Source organism: Pseudomonas syringae group sp. 243L2, from assembly GCF_032587875.1.
GTDB classification, from domain to species: Bacteria; Pseudomonadota; Gammaproteobacteria; order Pseudomonadales; family Pseudomonadaceae; genus Aquipseudomonas; species Aquipseudomonas amygdali.
Genome location: NZ_JAWHPL010000019.1, coordinates 425,245 through 446,150, shown reverse-complemented (window position 1 = coordinate 446,150; position 20,906 = coordinate 425,245). Strand labels below are relative to the sequence as shown.

The 20,906-nt window shown below is 60.0% G+C and carries 17 protein-coding genes; 7 read left to right on the top strand and 10 right to left on the bottom strand.

What is annotated here, in order from left to right; all coding sequences use genetic code 11:
- Positions 1–21: 21 nt before the first annotated feature.
- From tldD to mreB, 8 genes are all read right to left on the bottom strand, one after another.
- Positions 22–1,461 (bottom strand): metalloprotease TldD, encoded by a 1,440-nt coding sequence (tldD, locus tag RYB66_RS12355; RefSeq protein WP_002555101.1) that lies wholly within the window; start codon positions 1,459–1,461, stop codon positions 22–24.
- Between the two features lie 2 nt (positions 1,462–1,463).
- Positions 1,464–2,309: a carbon-nitrogen hydrolase family protein gene (locus RYB66_RS12350; RefSeq protein ID WP_016981175.1), complete on the bottom strand. Its 846-nt coding sequence runs from the start codon at positions 2,307–2,309 to the stop codon at positions 1,464–1,466.
- 48 nt (positions 2,310–2,357) lie between these two features.
- Positions 2,358–6,173 (bottom strand): YhdP family protein, encoded by a 3,816-nt coding sequence (locus tag RYB66_RS12345; RefSeq protein ID WP_005744982.1) that lies wholly within the window; start codon positions 6,171–6,173, stop codon positions 2,358–2,360.
- Between the two features lie 181 nt (positions 6,174–6,354).
- Complete coding sequence (gene rng, locus RYB66_RS12340; RefSeq protein ID WP_004666200.1) at positions 6,355–7,812, bottom strand: ribonuclease G; 1,458 nt, start codon at positions 7,810–7,812, stop codon at positions 6,355–6,357.
- On the bottom strand, positions 7,809–8,411 hold the full coding sequence (locus tag RYB66_RS12335) for a Maf family protein (RefSeq protein WP_002555105.1): 603 nt from the start codon (positions 8,409–8,411) through the stop codon (positions 7,809–7,811). Before RYB66_RS12335 ends, rng begins: the two co-directional genes overlap by 4 nt.
- 67 nt (positions 8,412–8,478) lie before the next feature.
- Positions 8,479–8,970 carry a rod shape-determining protein MreD gene (gene mreD / locus RYB66_RS12330; RefSeq protein WP_003364106.1) on the bottom strand — a complete coding sequence of 164 codons (492 nt, stop codon included), beginning with the start codon at positions 8,968–8,970 and terminating at the stop codon, positions 8,479–8,481.
- A complete protein-coding gene (gene mreC / locus RYB66_RS12325) occupies positions 8,963–10,030 on the bottom strand; it encodes a rod shape-determining protein MreC (protein ID WP_002555107.1) in 1,068 nt (355 codons plus the stop codon). The genes mreD and mreC overlap by 8 nt, the downstream gene beginning before the upstream one ends.
- A 231-nt stretch (positions 10,031–10,261) precedes the next feature.
- Positions 10,262–11,299 carry a rod shape-determining protein MreB gene (mreB, locus tag RYB66_RS12320; protein WP_002555108.1) on the bottom strand — a complete coding sequence of 346 codons (1,038 nt, stop codon included), beginning with the start codon at positions 11,297–11,299 and terminating at the stop codon, positions 10,262–10,264.
- Between the two features lie 205 nt (positions 11,300–11,504).
- Between mreB and gatC the strand changes: the two genes are divergently transcribed.
- The 6 genes from gatC to RYB66_RS12290 all read left to right on the top strand — a co-directional run bounded on the left by gatC (position 11,505) and on the right by RYB66_RS12290 (position 17,049).
- Positions 11,505–11,792, top strand: coding sequence for an Asp-tRNA(Asn)/Glu-tRNA(Gln) amidotransferase subunit GatC (gene gatC / locus RYB66_RS12315; RefSeq protein ID WP_002555109.1), 288 nt, complete (start codon positions 11,505–11,507; stop codon positions 11,790–11,792).
- A 14-nt stretch (positions 11,793–11,806) separates the two neighbouring features.
- Entirely contained in the window at positions 11,807–13,258 is a 1,452-nt protein-coding gene (gene gatA / locus RYB66_RS12310; RefSeq protein ID WP_004666201.1) for an Asp-tRNA(Asn)/Glu-tRNA(Gln) amidotransferase subunit GatA, read from the top strand.
- A gap of 10 nt (positions 13,259–13,268) precedes the next feature.
- Positions 13,269–14,714, top strand: a complete 1,446-nt coding sequence (gene gatB / locus RYB66_RS12305) for an Asp-tRNA(Asn)/Glu-tRNA(Gln) amidotransferase subunit GatB (protein ID WP_002555110.1) — start codon at positions 13,269–13,271, stop codon at positions 14,712–14,714.
- A 442-nt stretch (positions 14,715–15,156) separates the two neighbouring features.
- Complete coding sequence (locus RYB66_RS12300) at positions 15,157–15,525, top strand: septal ring lytic transglycosylase RlpA family protein (RefSeq protein ID WP_002555111.1); 369 nt, start codon at positions 15,157–15,159, stop codon at positions 15,523–15,525.
- 77 nt (positions 15,526–15,602) lie between these two features.
- Entirely contained in the window at positions 15,603–16,634 is a 1,032-nt protein-coding gene (locus tag RYB66_RS12295) for a calcium/sodium antiporter (RefSeq protein ID WP_117140059.1), read from the top strand.
- A gap of 31 nt (positions 16,635–16,665) precedes the next feature.
- Positions 16,666–17,049 (top strand): carboxymuconolactone decarboxylase family protein, encoded by a 384-nt coding sequence (locus RYB66_RS12290; RefSeq protein ID WP_005733046.1) that lies wholly within the window; start codon positions 16,666–16,668, stop codon positions 17,047–17,049.
- On the opposite strand, the gene RYB66_RS12285 is transcribed toward RYB66_RS12290, so the two are convergent.
- Together RYB66_RS12285 and RYB66_RS12280 are read right to left on the bottom strand one after the other, a co-directional pair.
- The gene (locus RYB66_RS12285; protein WP_004656635.1) at positions 17,046–17,987 is read right to left on the bottom strand and encodes an AEC family transporter; all 942 of its coding nucleotides are present in this window, start codon (positions 17,985–17,987) and stop codon (positions 17,046–17,048) included. The two genes, RYB66_RS12290 and RYB66_RS12285, sit on opposite strands and share 4 nt — an antisense overlap.
- Before the next feature lie 105 nt (positions 17,988–18,092).
- Complete coding sequence (locus RYB66_RS12280; RefSeq protein WP_117140058.1) at positions 18,093–19,667, bottom strand: alkaline phosphatase D family protein; 1,575 nt, start codon at positions 19,665–19,667, stop codon at positions 18,093–18,095.
- Positions 19,668–19,824: 157 nt separating this feature from the next.
- Here RYB66_RS12280 and RYB66_RS12275 point away from each other — a divergent pair, with 157 nt between their 5' ends.
- Positions 19,825–20,841 carry a class I SAM-dependent rRNA methyltransferase gene (locus tag RYB66_RS12275; RefSeq protein WP_005780930.1) on the top strand — a complete coding sequence of 339 codons (1,017 nt, stop codon included), beginning with the start codon at positions 19,825–19,827 and terminating at the stop codon, positions 20,839–20,841.
- Positions 20,842–20,906 lie beyond the last annotated feature (65 nt).

The following is a 20,906-nucleotide window of genomic DNA, read 5'->3' as shown; positions in this document are numbered from 1 at the left end:
GCGGCCAGCCCCGACTCACCTTCAACTACCCGTACCACCTACCGTGATCGCATCGATTTTCAGCGTGGGCTGACCCACACCGACCGGCAGAGACTGGCCGTCCTTCCCGCACGTCCCCACGCCGCTATCGAGCGACAGGTCGTTGCCCACCATCGATACCCTGCTCATGGCTTCCGGCCCGTTACCGATCAAGGTCGCACCCTTGACCGGCGCAGTGATTTTGCCGTCCTCGATCAAATAAGCCTCGCTGGTCGAAAACACGAATTTGCCGCTGGTGATATCCACCTGACCGCCACCCAGATTGGCGCAGTAAATACCGCGCTTCACCGAGGCGATGATTTCCTGCGGGTCGCTCTGCCCGCCCAGCATGTAGGTATTGGTCATACGTGGCATCGGCAGGTGAGCGTAGGACTCTCGACGACCGTTACCAGTCCGTGCTACACCCATCAAGCGGGCATTGAGTTTGTCCTGCATGTAGCCCTTGAGCACGCCGTTCTCAATCAGTGTGGTGCACTCGGTCGGTGTGCCTTCGTCATCGACACTCAGCGAGCCGCGACGCCCTGCAAGGGTACCGTCGTCAACAATCGTGCAAAGTTTCGATGCAACCATCTCGCCCATGCGCCCGCTGTAAGCCGAACTGCCCTTGCGATTGAAGTCACCTTCAAGGCCGTGACCAACCGCCTCGTGCAGCAGCACGCCTGACCAACCGGAACCCAGCACCACCGGCAATGTGCCTGCCGGAGCAGGAATCGCTTCCAGGTTGACCAGCGCCTGACGCAGCGCTTCACGCGCGTAGCCCATGGCACGATCATCAGTCAGGAAATAACGGTAATCCGTACGTCCGCCACCGCCATGCCCGCCCCGCTCACGGCGACCGTTCTGCTCGACAATGACACTGACGTTGAAGCGCACCAGCGGACGCACATCGGCGGCCAGACTGCCATCGGCGGCGGCCACCAGAATGCGCTCCCAGACACCGGCCATGCTCACCGACACCTGCTGGATACGCGAATCCAGCGCGCGCGTTGCGACGTCAATGCGCTTGAGCAGTTCGACCTTCTCGGCGCGGCTCAGCACTTCCAGAGGATTATCCGGGGCGTACAACTGGGCCACATCCTGCGAGGTAAAAGCCTGCACCCGGCCATTCTGCCCAGCGCGGGAGATGGAACGGGCAGCACGGGCAGCGGTGCGCAGTGCGTCCTCAGTGATAGCGTTGCTGTAAGCGAAACCAGTCTTTTCGCCCGATTGAGCGCGCACGCCCACGCCTTGATCGAGATTGAAACTGCCTTCCTTGACGATGCCGTCTTCGAGCGACCAGGACTCGGAGATCATGCCCTGAAAATACAGATCAGCCGCGTCGATACCCGGCCCGGCAAGCTCTCCGAGCACCGATTGCAGGCTGTCGAGGCTCAGGCCACCAGGGGCCAGAAGATGTTCGCTGACTGAGGACAGATCACTCATATTCACTCCGAAGCAGGCCGCATGGCGTCCTGCGAAAAAAAGCGCCGGTGACTGGACACCGGCATCCGCGCCCGTATGGACGCCTGTTCTTCACTGTCGCGCTTGGCCAGCAGCACGGCTTCACCCTGTGCCTGCTCGGCCAGTACGCGGCCCCATGGATCAACGATGGCCGCGTGCCCGTAAGTCTCGCGAGGCCCTGGATGGACCCCGCCCTGTGCCGCCGCCAGCACGTAACACTGGGTTTCGATGGCGCGCGCCCGGATCAGAATGTCCCAGTGCGCAGCACCCGTTACCGCAGTAAAAGCTGACGGCGCGGTAATCAGTTCAGCACCGGCCTCCCGTAGCGCGGTGTACAGCTCGGGAAAGCGCAAGTCATAACAGACTGTCAGCCCCACGCGCCCTACAGGTGTATCGGCCACCACCACATTGTTTCCGTGAGCATAGTCATCGGATTCACGGTAGCGGCCCCGATTGTCAGCAACATCCACATCAAACAGATGCAGCTTGTCATACCGGGCCACCTGCTCACCGTGTTCATCGATCAGCAACGAACACGCCGTCACCTTGCCATCGGGTGGCTCATCCGGCGGCAGTGGCAAGGTTCCGGCAACAATCCATAACTTGAGGTCGCGAGCGGCCAGTTTCAACCATGGCAGGATCGGCCCATGCCCATGAGCTTCGGCACGACCGATGTTGGCCACGTCACGCCGCCCCATGGCAACAAAGTTTTCGGGCAGCACCGCGAGCCGCGCGCCACCTTCGGCTGCCTGCTCCAGCAAGCGGCGAGCGCTGACCAGATTAGCCTGGACATCGCTTTGGCTGACCATCTGAATCACAGCAAAGGACATGGCGACCCGCTCCTTGATGACCTGGCCACCACTGTACTCCATGCGGCGCTATTGGGGCTTTTCAAATGGCTTGTCGAACGTGATCTTCGGCTCTTTCCAAGGCCCTTCGACCTTGTATTGCACGCTGGCGAAGCGGGCAACCCTGTCGCCCAGCAGCTTGTCGACCAGGAACAGCGCGCCGCCAATGGCTGGCGCACCGACAATTAGTGCCGCGATCGGCAGGTTGTTGGTCACCGGCAAGGTCACCAGCAGCTTCGCATCAACGCGGTCGCGGACCATGTCCAGCGTACCGTTGAGCTCAAGATTACTCGACGGCCCGGTCAGGGTAATCGGGTTGCGCGTCACATAAACACCGTCACTGGCGACCAGCAGCCCTTTGACCCGGTCGTAACTGAGCCCTTTGCCCAGCAGGTCGGAGAAGTCCAGGCGCAAGCGACGGCCGATGGAGTTGAAATTCAACAATCCAAACACCCGCAGCGCCTGAGCACCGCCTTCTACCTCGACAAACTGGCCTCTGTTCAACGTCGCATCCAGGCTGCCGGAATAGCGCTTGAGGCCCACCCAGGCAGGCGAACCCGGCCAGCGTCCGTCGACATTCATTTCGAAACTTTCACTGGTGACCGTCGGCGCGAAGTTCCAGGCCTTGAGCACGTCGGCCAGATTCTTGCCTGCCACACGCCCCTTGAACGAGCTGCTGCTGGAGCCCGGAGTGCCCTCCCAGGCACCATCGCCCTCGAGCAAAATACCTTTGAGCCCCAGACTCAGGTCGGACATGCGCATACCGGTCGCCGTCGGGCGGGTTTTCAGCGACCAGGCACCCAGTAACTGGTCACCCTGAAACAGCTGGGCAATCTTCACGTCCAGCGCAGGAATATTGTGCGGGTCGATATCCGCCAGAGGGTCAGGCGCGTTCTCGACGACCGCCGCATTCGGATCAGAGGCAGGCAGTCGCACGTAGAGCATGTTGATACCGATCGGCGTGGACTTCGCGTCGGGCAGCACGGCAGTTCCCTTGGCCAGCGCGCTGTCCAGCGACAAGGCCCAGGCCGCAGCATTGCGCTGCAATTGAACACGTACGTTATCCAGCGTGGTGCCCATCGCCGTCAGCTTGCCGATCTGCAGGTCGACGCTGTTGAGCAGTTGTTTTGCGCTGCCGCCCGGATCATTGCCGGTATATCGTCCAGCCAGCTCCTGCCAGGGCGCTACGTCCAGCTCAGACAATTCGCCACGAATCCGCAGCCCTTTGGCGTCCGGCACTATCGCCCCGCCGCGCCCCAGATATAGCTCGCCGCGACCGTCGGCAAACTTGCCATTCGGTGCGGCAAAAGCAAAGTTGGCCTGATCGTTATACGCCGCGCCAAGCCTGCGCTCCGTGCCTTGCAGGGTCATGCGGAACTCGCTGGGACGCTCCTCCTCGGCAATCTTGCCAAACGGTGCAGGCAGATCGATTGCCACGCCCTTGAGCGTGGAGTTGATCACCAGTGGGCAGTCCTTGCTGTCCAGAGTCAATTGCAGCTGATACGGTAAGTCACCCGACACCGGCAGTGGCTGGGTAACGCTCAGCCAGTCGGTCAGCCGCTTCACGGTGATCTGCCCGTTTGCCACAATGCGTGTCACGTTGTCGCCTGGCTTGCCTTCGGCAGCGATTTCTGCGGTCACGGGACGATCAAATGCTTGCGCCTTGATGCCCTTGCCGCTCAGCCCTTTAGCGCTGTCAAAGCGGAAATCGCCCTTGAGGCGAGTCAATTCCAGAACCGGGTCGACCAGCTTCAGCCGCGCATTGTCGGTACTGAAATCCACCACAACCTTTGGCTCGACGCCCTTGGCCAGCGGAATATCCAGCTTCAGCTTGCCATCCAGCGGACCTTCCCCGGTCCAGCCGGCAAACGTGCTGGCCGTGCCGATGGGCGCTTGCTGGAGAATCTTCAGGCCATCGATCAGATTGCCGGAGAAACTGCCATCGACCAGCAGGTGGCTGTCCTGACCTGCCGGGACGTGGGGAATATTGACCAGCACGTTGCTTACTTTGGTATCGAGCAACTGCCCTTTGCTTGCCTTGACTCGCACGCCGCTGTTTTCGACGTAAACCTTGCCGTCGACTCCGGTCAACGAAGGCCAGCCCGGCTGGAACGCCAGCGTTGCGTTGCTGACATCGAAAAACAGGCTGATGACGCGTGCGGTGTCGGGCGAACTCTTGTTCAGCGACCCTTGATACTGAAAGAAACCCTGCTTGACCGCACCACTCACCACGGCGGTGCGCAGCCAGTGATCAAGCTCGGGACTGAGGGCTGTAGGCAGATACTTGCTGGTGTAACGGCCATCGCCGTCGACCATGCCGACCCGCAGGTCCATGTAGTCTTCCTGCTCATGGCTGAGATGAATCCTGATCAGAAAGTCTGCCGCGATCTTGCCTTCGTCACCGAGCACCTTGATATACGGCGCGATCAGGGTAAATGCCTGATCATCGAGCTTCCAGGTCAGACGGGCATTGGCCTTCTGGTAGCGCCAGGGCTTGGCGAAGATAGGGTCCAGATGAAGCATAAAGTCATTGGTGTCGAGCCGCAGTTCGCCCTGGCCCAGATCGCCGCTGATGGCACCGGTGACATTTCCGGCCGCCGGGGCACCGTGATAGGCGTTGAACCCCACCTTGTCCAGATTGGCGGCAAAGCTCAGGCGCTTGTCGCCGGTTGCCTGTGGACGGTAATCCAGCAACACGTTACGCAGCCCGCCTGTCACCTTGAGACCGTCGACCACTGCCATGGCTTTCTCCGGCAACGGTGCGAGGGAATCAATAAGCGGCGTGAGCGGCGTCAGGTCCAGGCGATCGGCCTGCACATGCCAGAGTTCTTCGCTGTCGGGCGTCGCAGCGGTTTGTGTGAGTTGCAGGCGGCTTTCCCAGCGCTTTTCGCCCAGGCTCATCGCCAGTGAATCGAGGTTCAGGTCGAAACCTGTGTCAGTGCGCGCAAACCAGGCGTTGAGCGCGAGATTGTCGACAGTCGAGGGTTTGCGACCGGCATAAACGCCTTTGACATGCGGCGCATTAAGCCGCGCAGTCGCGCTTTGCACAGTGCCCTTGCCCCAGCTCATCCACAGCTCGCCACCGGCCTGCAGCTTCGACAGTGTCCATTCCCGCGTGAGGCTTTTTGGCAACCACTTGGCCCAGTCGCTTTGCGGCAGGCTGGCGTAGACATCTGCCTCGCCGTCCTTCCACTGACTGGCCTGGATACGTGAACGCACATTCAGGGCAAACGGCTGACCATCCGGCAGCGTCAGGCGTGCATCAAGGCGCTGGTGATAAATGCCTGTGGCCAGACTGAGGTTTACATAGGTCAGGGTCAGCGGCGCGGCGTCAAACGGTTGCACAGTGACCTGGCTGTCGAGCAGCGACAAGTGCGAGACCATCTGCATTTGCTCAAGCACTTGCCCGGGGTCGAACGGGCTGTCGTTGCGCACTGGCAAGCCCTGTACCGACCAGTTGCCCTCCTTGTCCTGCCTGAGCATGAACTGCAGGCCGTCCACCTCGAGATGAGCGATGCGCACTTGACGCGCCAGCAGGCTTTCCCAGAGGTCGGGAACAACCCTTACACGATCAAGACGCACAGCACTGGAACCCTCTCCGACCATGACGTCGTGAGCCAGAAAAACCGGGGCAAACCGGCTCCAGCTGCCTTCCAGACTGCCAATGCTCAACGGCATGCCAAGCGCGCTGCTGGCCCTGGTTTCCACATCCACACGGTATTCGGCAACCAGCGGCGTGAGCTGACGCCCGAGGCTTACGTACAACGCCGCGAGCACCAAAACCAGTGCGCACAGGCTCAGCCCCCAACGGGTCAGGGTTGCAACAAGGCGAGGAAGACGACCCATCTCAGGATGCCCTCCGCTGCGGGATACAAGCAGCGGAATCGGCGAATCGATTCCGGCTCAGGTGTGCAGGTGCGTTCAGGTACAGGTTTTGCTCATTTCCCACGCATCATTCTCGATAAAACGGCATACCTGCCAGAAACCCGAAGGGCACTTGTCATCATATTTCAAACGATCAGCACCCTCAGAGCAGCACCACGTCGTATTGTTCCTGCGAGTACATGGTTTCTACCTGAAAACGGATGGTCCGGCCAATGAAGCTCTCCAGTTCAGCCACATTGCCCGACTCCTCGTCGAGCAAGCGATCGACCACGCGCTGATTGGCCAGAACCCGATAACCCACCGCCTGATAGGCTCGGGCTTCTCGCAGGATCTCGCGAAAGATTTCATAGCAAATAGTCTCGGGGGTTTTCAGCTTGCCCCTACCCGCGCAGCAATGGCAGGGCTCGCAGAGCACTTGCTCAAGACTTTCACGGGTGCGCTTGCGGGTCATCTGCACCAGGCCAAGCTCGGTGATACCGATGATATTGGTTTTGGCGTGATCGCGCTCCAGCTGTTTCTCCAGCGTGCGTAACACCTGACGCTGGTGCTCACCGTCTTCCATGTCGATGAAATCGATAATGATGATGCCGCCCAGATTGCGCAGGCGCAGCTGCCGGGCAATGGCTGTCGCGGCTTCCAGGTTGGTCTTGAAGATGGTTTCTTCAAGGTTGCGATGCCCCACAAACGCGCCGGTATTGACGTCGATGGTGCTCATCGCCTCGGCCGGATCGACCACCAGATAACCACCGGACTTGAGCGGCACCTTGCGTTCGAGAGCTTTCTGGATTTCATCCTCGACCCCATAGAGGTCGAAGATCGGCCGTTCTCCCGGATAATGCTCCAGCCTGTCGGCAATCTCCGGCATCAATTCAGCCACGAACTGGGTGGTCTTCTGAAAGGTTTCCCGCGAGTCGATGCGGATTTTTTCGATACGCGGGCTCACCAGGTCACGCAAGGTACGCAGGGCCAGGCCCAGGTCCTCATAAATCACCGTAGGCGGGCTGACGGTCTTGATCTGCTCGCCGATCTGATCCCAGAGCCTGCGCAGATAGCGGATATCCATGAGGATTTCATCAGCACCGGCACCTTCGGCCGCGGTACGCAGAATAAAGCCTCCGGCCTCTTTGATACCTTCCAGGGCGACACAATCGCTGACAACTTTTTTCAGTCGTTCACGCTCTGCCTCGTCCTCGATTTTCAGGGAAATGCCTACATGCGCAGTGCGCGGCATGTACACCAGATACCGTGACGGAATGGAGAGCTGGGTAGTCAGCCGCGCGCCTTTGCTGCCGATGGGGTCCTTGGTGACTTGCACCACAAGGCTCTGGCCGTCATGCACCAGCGACGCAATGCTCTCGACGGCAGGCCCTTCACGCATGGATATTTCCGAGGCATGAATGAATGCAGCGCGGTCCAGACCGATATCGATGAACGCCGCCTGCATGCCGGGAAGCACCCGCACTACCTTGCCTTTGTAGATATTGCCGACGATGCCGCGGCGTTGGGTACGCTCGACGTGCACCTCTTGCAGAACACCGTTTTCTACCACTGCCACCCGTGATTCCATCGGGGTGATGTTGATCAGGATCTCTTCACTCATGACTCGTCACCTTCCAGGCATTGCCAGCAGGGTATGCCGAAATGGCCAAGCAGTTCTGCGGTTTCACACAGAGGCAGACCAACCACCCCAGAATAGCTGCCTTGCAGGCCCTCGACGAAAATCGCCGCCAGCCCTTGAATGGCATAGCCTCCGGCCTTGTCGGCAGGCTCGCCACTGGCCCAGTAGGCTTGGGCCTCGTGGGGTTGAATCGGGCGAAAGCGCACGCGACTGGTCACAATACGGGTTTCACTGCGATGCCGATCACTCAGCGCAACGGCAGTCATCACTTCGTGCTCGCGCCCGGACAGGGCCGTCAGCATGGCCAGAGCATCCGCCTCATCGGCCGGCTTGCCGAGAATGCGCCCATCAAGCACCACCGCCGTGTCAGCGCCCATCACGCAGGCCTGTTGTTCGGCCGCCAGCACAGACAGCCCGGCCTGGGCCTTGCCGAGCGCAAGACGCTCGACATAGGCAGCCGGGGTTTCGTGGTCGAAGGGAGTTTCGTCAATCTGAGCGTTCAGTACGGTAAAGGACACACCGATCTGAGTCAGAAGTTCGCGGCGGCGCGGCGAGCCAGAAGCCAGATAAAGCGAGGGCATAAGGACATCTCCGTGTCTGTTCGGGTGAGCGCCAGGGACGCAGCGGGGCGTCGCGCTCACCTTGCGCTTAATTGATTTTCAAACGTTTGCGCAATCCACGCAGGCCATAGCTGATCCAGGGCCACAACAGGGCACTGACCAGCGCGGGTAGAACCAGCGCCAGCGTAGGCTGACGGTTGCCGGTCAATGCACTCAGCCAGAGCTGCGCAAGCTGCGCCAGACCGAATACGACCAACAGCACCAGACATTGCTGCCACATGGGGAACATACGCAGACGCTGCTGCAGGGACATCACCAGAAACGTGATCAGGCTGAGGATCAGCGCATTCTGGCCAAGCAATGTGCCATACAGCACATCTTCCATCAGCCCCAGTATCCACGCAGTGGTCATACCGTATTTGTGCGGCAGCGCCAGAACCCAGAAGGTCAGCAACAGGGCCAGCCACAAGGGCCGGAAAATTTCCATGAATTGCGGCAGCGGCGAAACGCTCAGCAACAGACCGATCGCAAACGTCAGCCAGACCACCCAGCCATTGCGCCCGGAAACATGACTAACCATCGATAGGCTCCCGAGCAGTGGAAGGTCTTGAAGCAGGCGGCTGTGAAGCAGCAGGCCGGGCGGCAGGCCTTGCCGGTGTCACAGGCGCTGCAGCCGGCGCAGGCGTTGTCGATTGCGCAGCAGGCTTGTGCGTTGCAGTGCTGCCCGGGAATACCGGAACAGTTGCTTGCGGCCACATCGGGAAAGCAGGTGTCGGCGGCGGCAGGGTCGCCATCACTGAAGGCTCGATACCCTTGTCGATGGATTCCTGCGCTTGCGCCGCGTCGGCAGCCCGCTCTTCCGGCGAACGGCCGTCCGAGAACACCAGCAGCAGATAACGGCTGCGATTCAATGCGGCGGTTGGCACGGCACGCACGATTGCGAACGGCTGGCCGGAGTCGTGAATCACTTCCTTGACCGTAGCCACCGGGTAGCCAGCCGGGAAGCGCTGCCCCAGGCCGGAACTGACCAGCAGATCGCCCTCTTTGATGTCGGCAGTATCTGCCACATGTCGAAGCTCAAGCCGTTCAGGGTTGCCGGTGCCGCTGGCGATAGCACGCAGGCCGTTGCGATTCACCTGCACCGGAATGCTGTGGGTCGTATCAGTCAGCAGCAGGACCCGCGAGGTGTACGGCATCAGCTCGACAACCTGGCCCATCAGGCCACGCGCATCGAGCACCGGCTGGCCCAGCACAACGCCGTCGCGCTCGCCCTTGTTGATGATGATGCGATGGGTGAAGGGGTTCGGGTCCATGCCGATCAACTCGGCGACCTCGACCTTTTCGTTGACCAGCGCAGAAGAGTTCAGCAACTCACGCAAACGAACATTCTGCTCGGTCAGTGCCGCCAGCTTTTGCAGGCGACCTTGCAGGAGCAACGCTTCGGTCTTGAGTTTTTCGTTTTCGGCGATCAGCTCTGTGCGGCTGCCGAACTGACTGGCAACGCCTTGATACAAACGTTGTGGCAGATCAACGATCCAGTAGGACTGCATGAGCACCATCGACATCTGGCTGCGCACGGGCTTGAGGATCGTAAAGCGGGCGTCGACAACCATCAACGCAACCGACAGAACGGCCAGCACCAGCAGACGTACGCCCAGCGAAGGGCCTTTTGCGAAAAGCGGTTTAATAGGCCGCTCCTCCGGGGCATGCGATCGTTGGATCGAACTTCGATTGGCAATTATTCATGCGGTATGTAACCGGCCTGGACAAATGAAAGAGATAGGCACCCTGTTTCGGTGTCAGCACGATGCATACAGGTAGCACATACGCCACCTGCATACAAAAGACTCCGTGAAAGGCACTCCGGCGAATTACTCGCTGGAGAGCAGATCCATGGTGTGCTTATCCATCATTTCCAGCGCACGGCCACCGCCGCGGGCTACGCAGGTCAGCGGGTCTTCGGCAACGATCACCGGCAGACCTGTTTCCTGAGCCAGCAATTTGTCCAGATCACGCAGCAATGCACCGCCACCGGTCAGGACCAGACCACGCTCGGCGATGTCCGAGGCCAGTTCCGGAGGCGACTGCTCCAGAGCGCTCTTGACCGCCTGAACGATGGTCGCCAATGACTCCTGAAGCGCTTCAAGCACTTCGTTGGAGTTCAGGGTGAACGCACGTGGCACGCCTTCAGCCAGGTTGCGGCCGCGAACGTCGACTTCACGCACTTCACCGCCCGGGTAGGCCGTACCGATTTCCTGCTTGATGCGCTCGGCGGTGGATTCGCCGATCAGGCTGCCGTAGTTACGACGCACATAAGTGATGATCGCTTCATCGAAACGGTCGCCGCCTACACGTACGGATTCGGCATACACCACACCGTTCAGGGAAATCAGCGCGATCTCGGTGGTGCCGCCGCCGATGTCGACAACCATCGAACCGCGAGCTTCTTCCACCGGCAGACCGGCACCGATTGCAGCGGCCATTGGCTCTTCGATCAGGAATACTTCGCGTGCACCTGCACCCAGGGCAGATTCGCGAATGGCACGACGCTCAACCTGGGTGGATTTGCACGGAACGCAGATCAGCACACGAGGGCTGGGCTGCAGAAAGCTGTTTTCGTGGACCTTGTTGATGAAGTACTGCAACATTTTTTCGCAGACGCTGAAGTCGGCGATAACGCCGTCTTTCATTGGACGAATGGCTGCGATGTTGCCTGGAGTACGGCCCAGCATGCGCTTGGCTTCGGTACCGACGGCCACGACACTCTTCTGGTTGCCGTGAGTACGAATGGCAACGACAGAGGGTTCATTCAGAACGATACCGCGCTCACGCACGTAGATAAGGGTGTTGGCAGTGCCCAGGTCGATGGATAGATCACTGGAAAACATGCCACGCAGTTTCTTGAACATGGGAAAGGGACCCTAGGGAACGCGTGGTAAAAAAAGTGCGGCAAACTCTAACAACGACAGGGATTTTGGGCAAGGAGCCAATATGCTAAATTGGCGGTTTTCCGAACATGACCCTCGACGTTAGCGGCTTGAGACAGTAATAACGCGATAGTGTTCCGCAATTGGCAACAAAGCAAATCCATAAGCATTCCACTGGAGATACCCCATGGCGCTTGAACGCTCCGACGTGGAAAAGATCGCTCATCTGGCCCGACTGGGTCTCAATGACGCCGATATCCCGCGTACCACCGAAGCACTTAACAGCATTCTTGGGCTGGTCGATCAGATGCAAGCGGTCGACACCACTGGCATCGAACCTCTGGCCCACCCGCTGGAAGCCACCCAGCGCCTGCGCGAAGACGCCGTCACCGAGCGAAATCGTCGTGACACTTACCAAGCCATCGCACCAGCGGTCCAAGACGGCCTCTATCTGGTTCCGAAAGTCATCGAGTAAGGGAAAGCGCCTGCATGCATCAAATGACTCTGGCCGAGATCGCTCGCGGACTCGCCGAAAAAAAGTTTTCTTCTGAAGAGCTGACCCGCGTTCTGCTGTCGCGTATCGCGACGCTCGACCCGCAGCTCAACAGCTTCATCAGCCTCACCGAAGACCTGGCCATCACTCAGGCCCAGGCGGCAGACGCTCGGCGCGCCGCCGGTGAGAACGGCCCGCTGCTCGGCGCCCCGCTGGCGCACAAGGACCTGTTCTGCACTCAGGGAATTCGTACCAGTTGCGGCTCCCGGATGCTCGACAACTTCAAGGCGCCGTATGACGCCACGGTTGTGTCGAAACTGGCTTCGGCAGGCACGGTAACGCTGGGCAAGACCAACATGGACGAATTCGCCATGGGTTCGGCCAACGAATCCAGCCATTACGGCGCGGTGAAAAACCCGTGGAATCTGCAATGCGTGCCCGGAGGCTCTTCCGGTGGTTCGGCAGCGGCGGTTGCTGCACGCCTGCTGCCTGCCGCAACCGGCACCGACACCGGCGGCTCGATTCGCCAGCCTGCGGCACTGACCAACCTCACTGGCCTCAAGCCTACCTATGGTCGTGTGTCGCGCTGGGGCATGATTGCCTACGCTTCAAGCCTCGATCAGGCAGGGCCAATGGCGCGCACCGCCGAAGATTGCGCACTGCTGCTGCAAGGCATGGCCGGCTTCGACCCGCAGGACTCGACCAGCATCGACGAGCCGGTTCCGGACTACTCCGCCAGCCTCAATACCTCGCTCAAGGGGCTGCGTATTGGCGTACCGAAAGAGTATTTCAGCGCAGGCCTGGACCCGCGTATCGCGCAATTGGTGCATGAAAGCGTCAAGGAGCTGGAAAAACTCGGTGCGGTCGTCAAGGAAGTCAGCCTGCCAAACCTGCAACACGCAATCCCGGCCTACTACGTCATCGCGCCGGCTGAGGCCTCGTCCAACCTGTCGCGCTTCGACGGCGTGCGTTTCGGCTACCGCTGCGAAGACCCGAAAGACCTGACCGACCTGTACAAGCGTTCCCGCGCTGAAGGCTTTGGCCCGGAAGTCCAGCGCCGCATCATGGTGGGCGCCTATGCGCTGTCGGCGGGCTACTACGACGCTTATTACCTGCAAGCGCAGAAGATCCGTCGCCTGATCAAGAACGATTTCATGAGTGCATTTGCCGAAGTCGACGTAATCCTCGGCCCGACCACGCCCAACCCGGCCTGGAAAATCGGCGCCAAGACCAACGATCCGATTGCCGAATACCTGGAAGACTTCTACACCATCACCGCCAACCTGGCGGGCCTGCCCGGCTTGTCCATGCCCGCAGGCTTTGTCGATGGCCTGCCGGTCGGCGTGCAGTTGCTCGCTCCGTATTTCCAGGAAGGCCGTCTCTTGAATGTGGCGCATCAGTATCAGCAAGTCACCGACTGGCACACTCGCGCACCTGAAGGCTTCTGAGGAGAAACACATGCAATGGGAAGTCGTCATCGGGCTGGAGATTCATACCCAGCTTTCGACCCAATCAAAGATTTTTTCCGGTAGCGCCACCACGTTCGGCTCCGAGCCCAACACCCAGGCCAGCCTCGTCGATCTGGGCATGCCCGGCGTTCTGCCGGTGCTGAACAAGGAAGCCGTGCGCATGGCCGTCAAGTTCGGCCTGGCGGTGGATGCCGAAATCGGCCAGCACAACGTGTTTGCCCGCAAGAACTACTTCTACCCCGACCTGCCCAAGGGCTACCAGATCAGCCAGATGGAGCTGCCGATTGTCGGCAAGGGCCACCTGGACATCACTCTGGAAGACGGCACAGTCAAGCGCATCGGCATCACCCGCGCGCATCTTGAGGAAGATGCAGGCAAAAGCCTGCACGAAGACTTCCAGGGCATGACCGGTATCGACCTGAACCGTGCCGGCACGCCGCTGCTGGAAATCGTTTCCGAGCCGGACATGCGCAGTGCCAAGGAAGCCGTGGCCTATGTAAAAGCCATTCATGCGATCGTCCGTTATCTGGGCATCTGTGACGGCAACATGGCCGAAGGCTCGTTGCGTTGCGACTGCAACGTGTCGATTCGCCCGAAGGGCCAGGTCGAGTTCGGCACACGTTGCGAGATCAAGAACGTCAACTCGTTCCGCTTCATCGAGAAGGCGATCAACAGCGAGATCCAGCGCCAGATCGATCTGATCGAAGACGGCGGCAAGGTTATCCAGCAGACCCGCCTGTACGATCCGAACACCAACGAAACCCGCGCCATGCGCAGCAAGGAGGAAGCCAACGACTACCGTTACTTCCCCGACCCGGACCTGTTGCCGGTGATCATCGAGGATTCGTTCCTCGAAGAAACCCGCGCCACATTGCCGGAACTGCCGCCGCAGAAGCGCGAACGTTTCCAGAGCCAGTTCGGCCTGTCGACCTACGATGCCAGTGTGCTGGCCTCCAGCCGCGAGCAGGCCGACTACTTCGAGCAGGTGGTCAGCATCAGCGGTGACGCCAAGCTGGCCGCCAACTGGGTCATGGTCGAACTGGGCAGCCTGCTGAACAAACAGGGCCTGGAAATCGAACAGTCGCCAGTCAGTGCCGAGCAACTGGGTGGCATGCTCAAGCGCATCACCGACAACACCATTTCCGGCAAGATCGCGAAAATGGTTTTCGAGGCGATGGCCAATGGCGAAGGCAGTGCCGATGAAGTCATCGACAAGCGCGGCCTGAAGCAGGTAACCGACAGCGGTGCCATCGAATCGATGCTCGACGAGATGCTGGCTGCCAACGCGGAGCAGGTCGAACAATATCGCGCCGCTGATGAAGCCAAGCGCGGCAAGATGTTCGGTTTCTTCGTCGGTCAGGCAATGAAAGCCTCCAAAGGCAAGGCCAACCCGCAGCAGGTCAACGAGTTGCTGAAGGCCAAGCTGGAGGGCTGATCGCTCCAATGCCGAGTACACGGTGAAGCACCGTGTTATGACGCGGAGCGTCATGAAATGCATGCCAACGCGGAGCATTGGCACGATAGGTGTTCTCGCGCGCACCTATCGTTCTTCACGCTCCAGCGTGGGGGCACCGATCTGGAAGCTTTGCGTCCACTGTTGGGTACGCGGTGCAACACGCGCACCTATCGTTCTTCACGCTCCAGCGTGGGGGCGCCGTTCTGGAAGCTCTGCGTCTACTGTTGGGTACGCGGTGCAACACGCGCACCTATCGTTCCTCACGCTCCGCGTGGGAATGCAGTTCTGGACGCTCTGCGTCCGCTGTTGCGTGCGCGCTGCGACATCGAGTTGCGACGCGGAGCGTCAGGAAATGCATGCCAGCATGGAGGATTGGCATGAGAGTCAACCACACCTACTCCGGCACTCAGGAACCCAACCCATGCGCCGCCTTATTTTTGCCTGCAGCCTGCTGACGTTACTGGCAGGCTGCGCCAATCACATCATCGACCCTCACGGTTATGACGAGACCGGCACAGCCGCTTATTACGGTGCCCGCCATCATGGCAATCGCACAGCCAGTGGCGAACCCTTCAATCAGAACGCCCTGACTGCCGCACACAGGCAGTTGCCATTCGGCACGCGCGTCAAGGTCACTAACCTGGACAACGACAGGTCAGTGGTCGTACGCATCAATGATCGCGGCCCTCACACGCGTGGTCGTTTGATCGATGTCTCTCGCGAAGCAGCCGAACAACTGGGTATGCTGCGTAGCGGCACCGCGCCAGTGCGTGTTCAGGCCCTCGATTAGCCTTAACCCCCATCAACACCAACAAGGACTCTCGTATTCTCCAGCTATCGACCCTGCCCGCCCCCGCGCTCATTCAAATGTTCAGCGGCCTGCTATTGCTGTTGATCGGGGCAGAACTTTCAGTGCGTGCGGCAGTGCATCTGGCGGCGATTTTCAAGGTCAGGCCATTGCTCATTGGCCTGACCGTGGTGGCGATGGGCACCAGCGCGCCGCAAATGGCGGTAAGCCTGCAAGCTGCGTTTGCCGATAACACCGACATCGCCGTAGGCAGCGTCATCGGTGGCAACATCTTCAATGTCCTGGTGATTCTTGGCCTATGCGCGCTGATCATCCCGTTACGCGTTGCCCGCCAGGTGCTGCACATCGATATTCCGCTGATGATCGGTGCCTGCCTGCTGGCCATCGGCCTGTCATGGAACGGCGAATTCAGCAAATTTGACGGTGCACTGCTGCTTGCAGGTTTGCTGGTCTGCCTGATTGTCATCATCCGCCAGGGCGGTCACACGCCGCGCCACGGCCATGCCGAAACAACAGAGAAACCACGCACCTTCACGCGCATCCTCATGCTTGCCGCAGGCTTGCTGCTGCTGACCGCTGGCGGGCACTTGCTGGTTGACGCGTCGGTCGTGATCGCCATCCATCTGGGGCTTTCGGAGCGCATTGTCGGCCTGACCATCATCGCCATCGGCACCTCATTGCCCGCCCTGATGACCTCGCTGATCGCGGCGTTTCGTGGCGAACGGGATATTGCAGTGGGGAATGTGATCGGCAGCAATCTGTTCAACCTGCTGGGGGTATTGGGAGTGACTGCACTGTTCGCCCCGGTGCCGCTGACGATCTCGCCGAATGCAATGGTGTTCGACCTGCCGATCATGCTCGGTGTTTCGCTGCTTTGTGTGCCGCTGTTCTATTCCGGCTACCGGATAGACCGCATGGAAGGGGTGTTTCTGCTGTCGCTGTACCTGACGTACGGGCTGCATATTCTGGCGATCAGCACTGGAATGGCACTGGCCGAAAGGCTCGAAACAAAAATGCTTACTCTGGTTCTGCCTGTGCTCGGCGTTATTGTTGCCTGGGGCACGATCCGCGCCTGGAGACGCCAGCACTGACCTCAATCCGCATCGATACAAGGGGAATGCCATGACAGACAAGACAATCAGCGAAGGCGAGCAGATCCGTCGTCAGGTAATGGGCGATGTCTACGTCGACCGTGCGCTGGGTAACGCAACCGAGTTCAGCCAGCCGCTGCAGGACTTCGTCAACGAACACGCCTGGGGCAGCGTCTGGAGTCGTGAGGGTTTGCCGCTGAAAACCCGCAGCCTGATCACCCTGGCCACCCTCACCGCCCTGAAATGCCCGCAAGAGCTAAAGGGCCATGTTCGTGGAGCACTGAACAACGGTTGCACGGTGGAGGAAATTCGCGAGGCGCTGCTGCACTGCGCGGTCTATGCCGGCGTGCCAGCAGCCATCGACGCGTTCCGTGCAGCACAGGAAGTCATCGACAGCTACGTAAAGCCGGACTAGATCCAGCCGCCCCATTGCAGAATGAAAATTCCCACGTTGGTAGTGACCGCGGCGGCCAGCGTGGTGATGACGATGATCGCGGCGGCCAGTTCGTAGTTGCCGTTGGCGGTGCGCGCCATGATGTAGCTGGCAGCGGCCGTCGGGCTCGCGAAGTACAGGAACAGAATGCCCAGTTCCGCGCCGCGAAAACCGACCAGCCAGGCGGCCAGCGTGCAGAGCAGCGGCAGCGTGATCATTTTCATGACGCTGGCACTGATCGCCAGACTGCCACTTTTACGCAGCGAGGCCAGCGACAGCGTGCCGCCGATGCAGATCAGCGCCAGCGGCAGGGTCATTTGCGCCAGATAACTGCCGGACGTCTCCAGCCACCTGGGCAGGCCTATGCTGAAGTAAGCGAAAGGCGATGCGATGATGACGCTGATGATCAACGGATTGGCCAGCACACTTTTGAACACGCTCCAGGGGTCGGACTTGATCACCGGGCTGTAAACCGCCAGCACAATTGTCGACAACGTGTTGTAGAAGACGATGACCAGCGCGGCCAGAATCGCCCCCAACGAAATGCCATAAGGGCCGTACATGCTCGCCGCCAGCGCCAGGCCGATTACCCCGTTGTTGCCACGGAACGCGCCCTGAACGTAAACGCCACGCTCTTCTTGCGGGCAGCGCCAGATCGCCCAGCCCCAGGCGAATGCGAAACTCAGCAGCGTCGCGACACTGAAAAAGATGAGCAATCTGGGTTGCAGAGCCGCGCGCAAATCAGCGTGAATGATGCCCAGAAACAGCAGCGCAGGCATCGTGACGTTGAACACCAGCCCGGAAGCCGCGACGATAAATCCGTCGTTGATAGCACCGATGCGTTTGAGCAATACGCCCAGAAACAGCATGGCAAACACCGGGGCGGTGATGTTCAGGGTTTGGAGAAAAATAGCCAGCATGCAACACACCCGGTCCCGTCGTTAGGTAGCTCATGATAGGCCACACACGACAAGCATGTTGCAAGGAATTTCCTAAAGGCTTACCTGAACAACCCCGATTCTCTGTCAGACAATGCGGCTAACCTCCACGGTCGGCTGCAATTTGCGCTCGAACACTGAAACGCCATCAAGATCGCGCAGGGCAACAGACATCTCGCCGGTCTGCCCGTCGATGTTCACTTCGCCAAAGAACTGATAACCCGCAAAAGGCGAGGTGTTCTGTGCAGGGGGCGCCTTCTGGAACACCAGTTCCGGACCGAACGTCTTGTCCAGTACATTGGGACCGAAGCTGCCCGCATTCAGCGGCCCGGCGACGAATTCCCAGAACGGGTCGAAGTCCTGAAACACGGCACGATCCGGCTGGTAATGATGCGCGGCGCAGTAATGGACATCGGCCGTCAGCCAGACACAGTCGCGAATCTTCTGCGCGCGCAGGTAGGCCAGCAATTCGGCAACCTCCAGCTCGCGGCCAAGCGCCGGTCCGTCATTGCCGTTGGCGATGGCTTCCCAGCGCGCCACACCGGGGCTCACCTCGCCATCCGGTACGCCAAGGCCGATGGGCATGTCAGCAGCAATGACCTTCCATTGCGCGCGCGACGCATTGAGTTCGCGCTTGAGCCAGTCAAGTTGCTCACGGTCAAGAAATGCAGTGGTAGGGCCCGGTTTTTCGGCCAGATTGGCATCATTGCCATCGCGGTAGCTGCGCATATCGAGGACAAAAACGTCGAGCATTGGACCGTAGGGAATCTTGCGATAAATGCGTCCGCCATTGTCGGCTTGCTGCAAGCGCAGCGGCGCGTACTCCAGATAAGCCTGGCGGGCACGCGAGGACAGCAGCTGGATATCCTTGACCTTGTAACGCTCATCAAGCTGCTTGCTGGGCGACCAGTTGTTGGTGACTTCGTGGTCATCCCATTGCCAGATCTGCGGCACTTCTGCGTTGAAGCGGCGCAGATTTTCATCCATCAGGTTATAGCGGTAATTGCCTCGGTACTCGTCGAGGGTCTCCGCCACCTTGCTTTTCGCCTCGGTGGTCAGGTTGCGCCAGATCCGCCCGCCTTCCGTGGTGATCTGCTCGGGCACTGGCCCGTCGGCGTAAATGGTGTCACCGCTGTGGATAAAAAAGTCCGGCAAACGCAAGCGCATCGCCTCATAGATACGCATGCCACCAATGTCAGGGTTGATACCGAAGCCCTGCCCCACCGTGTCGCCACTCCAGACGAAACGGATGTCACGACGCTGTTGGGGCGTGCTGCGCAGATGGCCGAACCAGGGCTCGCTGGCGACACCGCTTTGAGCATCCTCGAACGAGACGCGGTAGAAAATCGCCTGATCGACCGGCAGCCCGCTCAATTCGACCCGCGCGGTGAAGTCGGTACGCTGATCGGCGAGCGCCGAGACCACGCGCCGTGGCTGGGTAAACATACTGCGTGTGTCCCATTCGACCACCATCCGCGAAGGCCGGTCGCTGCGGCTCCAGACCATGGCCTTGTCGCCGAGCACATCTCCGGACTGCACACCATCGACCATTTTCGGGCGGTCCTGCACCGAAGCGATCACCGCAGGCGCAAGCCCCGGCAACAGCAAACCGGCCCCCACGGCCTGGATGACACGGCGACGCTTGAGATCGAACTGGCTCACGGTTATCCCCTCGCTGACAGGCAAAAAAGTACCGTAACAGGGGAATGTTGGCGCTGTATGACAGCACAGGACCTGAACAACGCGGCTGACGCTAAAAACCGTCAGCGCCCGCTAGCTGTTAAACTCCCGCGCCTTATTCCAGCCCGAGGCGCTTAGCATGTCTTCCTTGAATCAGGCGCTCAGCGTCGCCCTCGATAATCGTCAATCGTTGCTGGGCGAACTGCATCAGCAGGGCACGGACTGCTATCGGCTGTTTCACGGCAGTCAGGAAGGCGCCAGCGGGCTGACCATCGACCGCTACGGCCCGCAGTTGCTGGTACAAAGCTTCCACACCCGCCTGGATCGCGATGCATTGCTTGCGCTGCACGAGCAAGTCAACACACGACTGGGCCTGGAAACGCTGCTTGTCTATAACGATCGCTCGCAAGGCAACTCACGCGTGGATCGCCAGGATACGGTCTACAAGGCTGACGAAGCGGCGCTGGCCGACCATATCGGGCATGAGTGGGGGCTCAACTATCGGGTCCGTGGCCGACATGCGGGCCAAGACCCGTTGTTGTTTCTGGACCTGCGCAACACGCGTGGCTGGGTCAAACAGCACAGCGCCGGCAAAAGCGTGCTGAACCTGTTCGCCTATACCTGCGGCGTCGGTCTCAGCGCTGCGGCCGGTGGCGCGAGCGAGGTGTGCAATCTGGACTTCGCCGAGGGCAATCTGGCCGTGGGTCGAGAGAATGGTGCGCTTAACCCGCAACTGCCACCCATGCAGTTCATCCAGTCGGATTATTTTCCGGCAATCCGCCAACTGGCGGGGCTGCCGATTGCAGCGCGGCGTAGCCAGCAATTGCCCAGCTACGTAAAACTGCAACAGCGCCAGTATGATCTGGTCCTGCTTGACCCCCCTGCCTGGGCCAAAAGTGCGTTCGGCACCGTTGACCTGTTGCGCGACTATCAAAGCCTGCTCAAGCCGGCGCTGTTGACGACGGCAGACGGCGGCGTGCTGATCTGCTGCAACAACCTTGCGAAGGTCAGCATGCAGGACTGGCGTGAGCAGGTATTACGCTGTGCCACCAAGGCTGGACGCCCGGTACGCGACTGCCAGGAGATGCTTCCTGCCAAGGACTTCCCGTCTCTGGATAATCAGCCCCCCCTGAAAACGCTGATCCTGCAACTCTGATCCGGCGGCTGGTATCACAAAGCACTATCGGAAAGTTCCTACGAGCGGCGACGGCAGTGCCTTGG

What these genes read in the sequence shown, in the direction of transcription:
- gatC (WP_002555109.1), top strand. Translation starts at nt 11,505, where the DNA reads ATGGCGCTTGAACGCTCCGACGTGGAAAAGATCGCTCATCTGGCCCGA.
- tldD (WP_002555101.1), bottom strand. Translation starts at nt 1,461, where the DNA reads ATGAGTGATCTGTCCTCAGTCAGCGAACATCTTCTGGCCCCTGGTGGC.
- gatA (WP_004666201.1), top strand. Translation starts at nt 11,807, where the DNA reads ATGCATCAAATGACTCTGGCCGAGATCGCTCGCGGACTCGCCGAAAAA.
- mreB (WP_002555108.1), bottom strand. Translation starts at nt 11,299, where the DNA reads ATGTTCAAGAAACTGCGTGGCATGTTTTCCAGTGATCTATCCATCGAC.
- RYB66_RS12350 (WP_016981175.1), bottom strand. Translation starts at nt 2,309, where the DNA reads ATGTCCTTTGCTGTGATTCAGATGGTCAGCCAAAGCGATGTCCAGGCT.
- RYB66_RS12295 (WP_117140059.1), top strand. Translation starts at nt 15,603, where the DNA reads ATGTTCAGCGGCCTGCTATTGCTGTTGATCGGGGCAGAACTTTCAGTG.
- RYB66_RS12290 (WP_005733046.1), top strand. Translation starts at nt 16,666, where the DNA reads ATGACAGACAAGACAATCAGCGAAGGCGAGCAGATCCGTCGTCAGGTA.
- RYB66_RS12345 (WP_005744982.1), bottom strand. Translation starts at nt 6,173, where the DNA reads ATGGGTCGTCTTCCTCGCCTTGTTGCAACCCTGACCCGTTGGGGGCTG.
- RYB66_RS12285 (WP_004656635.1), bottom strand. Translation starts at nt 17,987, where the DNA reads ATGCTGGCTATTTTTCTCCAAACCCTGAACATCACCGCCCCGGTGTTT.
- RYB66_RS12300 (WP_002555111.1), top strand. Translation starts at nt 15,157, where the DNA reads ATGCGCCGCCTTATTTTTGCCTGCAGCCTGCTGACGTTACTGGCAGGC.
- mreD (WP_003364106.1), bottom strand. Translation starts at nt 8,970, where the DNA reads ATGGTTAGTCATGTTTCCGGGCGCAATGGCTGGGTGGTCTGGCTGACG.
- RYB66_RS12275 (WP_005780930.1), top strand. Translation starts at nt 19,825, where the DNA reads ATGTCTTCCTTGAATCAGGCGCTCAGCGTCGCCCTCGATAATCGTCAA.
- rng (WP_004666200.1), bottom strand. Translation starts at nt 7,812, where the DNA reads ATGAGTGAAGAGATCCTGATCAACATCACCCCGATGGAATCACGGGTG.
- gatB (WP_002555110.1), top strand. Translation starts at nt 13,269, where the DNA reads ATGCAATGGGAAGTCGTCATCGGGCTGGAGATTCATACCCAGCTTTCG.
- RYB66_RS12335 (WP_002555105.1), bottom strand. Translation starts at nt 8,411, where the DNA reads ATGCCCTCGCTTTATCTGGCTTCTGGCTCGCCGCGCCGCCGCGAACTT.